Source organism: uncultured Aquincola sp. (assembly GCF_964001545.1).
GTDB lineage: Bacteria > Pseudomonadota > Gammaproteobacteria > Burkholderiales > Burkholderiaceae_C > Aquincola.
This window is the reverse complement of record NZ_CAXFDV010000764.1, coordinates 1-3,637: the sequence shown is the minus strand read 5'-3', so window position 1 is coordinate 3,637 and position 3,637 is coordinate 1. Positions and strand designations below refer to the sequence as shown.

Sequence of the window (3,637 nt, the reverse complement as noted above, 5' to 3'; positions counted from 1 at the left end):
CGGGCTGGCGGGCCGGGTGTCGGGCAGCGCCGGCTTCGACGGCGTGATGTTCGGCGCCGCCACCACCGTGGCCTTCAGCCTGGTGGTGCAGATCGGCGAGCAGGTGGACTACCTGCGCTTTCTGCCCAAGAAGACGCATGCCAACCGCCGGCGCTGGTGGGCCGCGGTGCTGGTGGCCGGGCCGGGCTGGGTGGTGCCCGGCATGCTCAAGATGCTGGGCGGCGCCTTCCTGGCCTTCGTGGCGCTGCAGCACCAGGTGGCCACCGAGAAGGTGGGCGACCCCACGCAGATGTACATCGCCGGCTTCGGCTACGTGTTCGACCACCCGGAGTGGGCGCTGCTGGCCACGGTGGTGTTCGTCATCGTGGCGCAGGTCAAGATCAACCTCACCAACGCCTATGCGGGCTCGCTGGCCTGGAGCAACTTTTTCGCGCGGCTGACGCACAGCCACCCGGGCCGCGTGGTGTGGCTGGTGTTCAACGTGCTCATCGCGGTGATGCTGATGACGCTGGGCGTGTTCGAGGCGCTGGAACGTGTGCTGGGCCTCTACAGCAACGTGGCCATCGCCTGGGTGGGCGCGCTGGTGGCCGACCTGGTGATCAACAAGCCCATGGGCTGGAGCCCGCGCGGCATCGAGTTCCGCCGCGCCTACCTCTACGACATCAACCCGGTGGGCCTGGGCGCCACGCTGGCCGCGGCCGGGCTGGCAGTGGCCGCTTATGCCGGCCTCTTCGGGCCGGTGGCGGCGGCGTTTTCGCCCTTCATCGCGCTGGCGGCGGCGCTGCTGCTGTCACCCGCGCTGGCGTGGTGGACGCAGGGCCGCTGGTACATCGCCCGCCGCAGCGCGCAGGCCTGGGCGCCGGGGCAGACGGTGACCTGCTCGGTGTGCGAGAACAAGTTCGAGGCCGAGGACATGGCCCACTGCCCGGCCTACGAAGCGCCCATCTGCAGCCTGTGCTGCACGCTGGAATCGCGCTGCCACGACCGGTGCAAGACCGGCGCCCGCGCATCGGAACAAGTGGGCCGGGCGCTGTCGGCGCTGCTGCCGCCCGGCGTGGCGGTGCACAGCCACCGCCGCGTGGCGCAGTACCTGGGCGTGGCGCTGTCGCTGGTGGCGCTGCTGGCCACCATCCTGGGCGTGGTGTACGACCAGGAGACCGTGGTGGGCGCGGCCAATGCCCAGGCCTTGCGTGCGCCGCTGCTCAAGGTGTTTGCGCTGCTGTCGCTGGTGGTGGCGGTGGCGGCCTGGTGGATCGTGCTGGCCACCGAAAGCCGGCGCATGGCGCAGGACGAATCGAACCGGCAGAACGAGCTGCTCACGCGTGAGATCGAAGCCCACAAGCGCACCGACGCCGCGCTGCAGGCCGCGAAAGACCTGGCCGAAGCCGCCAACCAGGCCAAGACGCGCTACGTGGCCGGCATCACCCATGAGCTGCGCACGCCGCTCAACAGCATCCTGGGCTATGCGCAGATATTGCTGAAGGACGAGCGCATCCAGGGTGCGCGCCGTGCCTCGGTGGACACCATCCACCGCAGCGGCGAGCACCTGCGCGGCTTGATCGAAGGCCTGCTGGACCTCGCTCGCATCGAAGCCGGCCGCCTGCGGCTGGACCCGGCGCCCATGGCCATGCACGAGTTCCTGGACGACCTGGTGCGCATGGTGCAGCCGCAGGCCGAGGCCAAGGGCCTGGCCTTTGCGGTGCAAACCAGCGGCCGCGTGCCCGCCTACGTGAAGGCCGATGCCAAGCGGCTGCGGCAGATCCTCATCAACCTGCTGGGCAATGCGGTGCGCTTCACGGACCAGGGCGGCGTGACGCTGCGGCTGGACTACCGGCGCGAGGTGGTGCGCTTCGAGGTCATCGACACCGGCATCGGCATCGCCGCCGAAGACCAGGAACGCATCTTCATGCCCTTCGAGCGCGGCAGCGCCGGCCGCCGCACCGGCGAGCCCGGCACCGGCCTGGGCCTGACCATCACCCACCTGCTCACCCAACTGATGGGCGGCGAGCTGACGCTGCGCAGCGCGCCCGGCCAGGGCAGCACCTTCACCGTGCGGCTGTACCTGCGCGAGATCGGCGAGCCCGCGGTGGCGCGGCCCACGCACCGGCCCGTCAGCGGCTACTTCGGCGCGCGCCGCACACTGCTGGTGGTGGACGACCAGCCCACCCACCGGCAGATGCTGGCCGGCATGCTGATGCCGCTGGGCTTTCGCATCCGCGAGGCGGCCAGTGGCCGCGAATGCATCGAGAGCGTGCAGGAGCACCTGCCCGATGCGGTGCTGCTGGACCTGACCATGGACGGCATGGACGGCTGGCAGACCGCGCTGGCGCTGCGCGCCGCGGGCTTTGCCACGCTGCCCATCATCATCGTCTCGGCCAATGCCTTCGAGAACCAGGCCGAGCGCCTGGCCGCAGCGCAATGCCAGGGCTTCGTCGACAAGCCGGTGATGGAGTCGGAGCTGCTGGCCCAGCTGCAAAAGCACCTGCAGATCGAATGGCTGGCCGAGCTGGCGCTGCCGCACTGGGCCGCCGGCGGCCTGCCCGCGCCCACCGCGGTGCCCGGGCTGCCGCTGCTGCCGCCCGGCGTGCTCGGCGAGCTGCTGCGCGACGCCCGCCTGGGGCATGTGCACGGCCTGCAGCGCACGCTGGACAACGCGCTGCGCCGCCACCCCGACTGCGCGCTGGAAATCGCCCGCCTGCGCCAGGCGGTGGACCGCTACGAGCTGGACGCCCTGGCCGACGAACTGGCCGGCCAGCTGCGCACCGAGACCGACGATGACGACGAACTGCAAGAGGAGCCTGTGCGATGAGTGCGCGTGATCCGATGAATCTGGGCAGGATTGTTCTGGTGGTCGACGATGCCCCGCAGTCGCTCGGCCCGCTGGTGGCCGCTCTGGAAGACGACGGCTACACCGTGCTGGTGGCCCGCGACGGCGCGCAGGCGCTGGAACGGCTGGGCCTGGTGGTGCCCGACGCCATCCTGCTGGACGCGGTGATGCCCGGGCTCTCGGGCTTCGAGACCTGCCGCCGGATCAAGGCAGACCCGGCGCTGTCGCACATTCCGGTGATCTTCATGACAGGGCTGTCGGAGACCACGCACATCGTCGAAGGCTTCGACAGCGGCGGCGTCGACTACGTGGTCAAGCCGCTGCAGGCGCCCGAAGTGCTGGCCCGCCTGGCCACCCATGTGCGCAATGCGCGCAGCGTGCGCCTGGCGCGCGAGGCGGTGGACGTGGCCGGCTTCGGCGTGCTGGTGCTGGACCATCAGGGCCGCATGGCCTGGCGTTCGCCCCAGGCGGCGGCCTGGCTGCAGGCGCTGTTTCCGGCCGAAGGCGCGGCCCGCCTGGCCGAAGTGCTGCAGGCCCTGGCCGCGCCCGCCACCGGCGCCCACGAATGCGTGGCGCCCGATGGCCGGGTGCTCACGCTGCAGCCGCTGGGCCCGGCCGGCCTGGGCGAGCGCATGCTGCTGCTGCAGCTGCGCGCCGCCACGGCCGAGCCCCCCACCCGCCTGCGCATGGCGGCATTGACCCCGCGTGAGGCCGAGGTGCTGAGCTGGGTGGCCAAGGGCAAGACCAACCGCGACGTGGCCGAGATCCTGGGCATGAGCCCGCGCACGGTGAACAAGCACCTGGAGCATG

2 protein-coding genes are annotated in these 3,637 nt (G+C 71.3%); both read left to right on the top strand.

Annotated elements, in window-relative coordinates; translation table 11 throughout:
• Positions 1 to 2,809, top strand: a 2,809-nt coding sequence (locus ABNT58_RS26765; RefSeq protein WP_348756420.1) for an ATP-binding protein, incomplete at its 5' end; no start/stop codon positions are given.
• Positions 2,806 to 3,637: response regulator (locus ABNT58_RS26760; RefSeq protein ID WP_348756419.1), on the top strand; the 832-nt coding region annotated here is incomplete at its 3' end. The genes ABNT58_RS26765 and ABNT58_RS26760, both read left to right, overlap by 4 nt.